Below are 1,320 nucleotides of genomic sequence, written 5' to 3'. Positions count from 1 at the left end.
ATCGCGTGACACGGCTCCGGGCCCCGGCCGGGCACGGTCCGCCGGTGATCAGTGCACCGGCGCTCCGACGTGCGCCGTCACGTCGTTGAACGCGAGCAGCCGCGGCAGCGAGCCCGAGGTGTCGATGCGGCACACCGCGGCGTCGGCCACCCACATCCGCCAGGCCACCTCGTCGCCGACCCCGAGCGCCCAGGCGATCGCGGCCTTGATGGGGGAGACGTGGCTGACGACCACGACGTCGCCCTCCGCGGCCGGCGCGACCAGCTCCCGGCAGGCCGACCGGACCCGGGCGCCGACGTCGGCGACCGACTCCCCGCCCGCCGGGACGTGCGCCGGGTCGTCCTGCCAGGCGCGCCAGCCGTCGGCGTCGAGAGCCGAGGCGGGCCTGCCGTCGAGGGAGCCGTAGTCCATCTCCACCCAGCGCTCGTCGACCTCCACCGGCGTCCCCGAGGCCGCCGCGATCGCCTCGGCGGTCTGCCGGGCCCGGCCGAGCGGGCTGCTGATCAGCCGGGCCGGCGCGGGGAGCGCCCGGGCCAGGGCGTCGGCCTGCTCGCGCCCGCCGTCGCACAGCGGCTCGTCGGCGCGGCCCAGCAGCAGGCCGCGCCGGTTGGCTCCCGTCTGGCCGTGGCGGACGAGGATGAGCACCCGACTCACGCTACTGACGCCGGGCGCGCCCGAAATGTGTAGCGGGGCGAGTTGGTCGGGGCGGCGGCGCGCCGCTGGACCGTCCGGCGCAGCGCGAGCACCCCGAGGCCGGGCAGGGTGGAGACGAGGGCGAGGACACCGAAGGCGACCGCGACGGCCAGCCCGGTGTCCGCCCCCAGTCCGGCCAGGCCGAAGGCCGCGGCCGTCGTCGCCTCCCGCGGCCCCCAGCCGCCGACGTTGACCGGGAGCCCCATCGAGAGCAGGGAGAGCATCAGCAGCGGGGCGAGCACCCCGAACCCGGCCGGGACGCCGACGGCGAGCGCGGCCACCTCGAGCAGGGCGAGGTGGCCCGCCATGGTGACGAGCGAGAGGGCGAGCACCGCCGGGCCGGTCCGCGTCCCGAACAGACCGCGGCGGATCCCGCCGCCGAGCCGCGCCAACGCCCGGCGCACCCCCGGGACGGCTGCCACCCCGAGCAGCACGGCCAGCGCCACCCCCGCCGCGCTCGCGAGCGCGGTCGCGTCGGGCACCGCCTGGGCGAGCAGCCCCCGCAGCGGCCCCGGCGCCGCGAGCAGCACCACCGCCCCGACCACGACGACGACGGCCTGGCCGGCGACGCGTTCGAGGACCACGCCCTGCACACCCCGGCCGACGTCGCCGCTGCGCCGGCCGTGA

The 1,320-nt window shown here is 78.7% G+C and carries 2 protein-coding genes; both read right to left on the bottom strand.

The features are described from left to right. Positions 1–48 precede the first annotated feature (48 nt). Positions 49–645: a histidine phosphatase family protein gene (locus HH311_RS30765; RefSeq protein WP_169187545.1), complete on the bottom strand. Its 597-nt coding sequence runs from the start codon at positions 643–645 to the stop codon at positions 49–51. A gap of 5 nt (positions 646–650) precedes the next feature. Further along, on the bottom strand, positions 651–1,320 hold a 670-nt coding region (locus HH311_RS30760), incomplete at its 5' end, for a lysylphosphatidylglycerol synthase domain-containing protein (protein ID WP_169187544.1).

The sequence above is a fragment of the Actinomycetospora sp. TBRC 11914 genome, assembly GCF_012933465.1.
Lineage (GTDB): Bacteria > Actinomycetota > Actinomycetes > Mycobacteriales > Pseudonocardiaceae > Actinomycetospora.
Note: the sequence above shows the minus strand (reverse complement) of the source record. Positions and strands in the feature narration are given on the sequence as shown.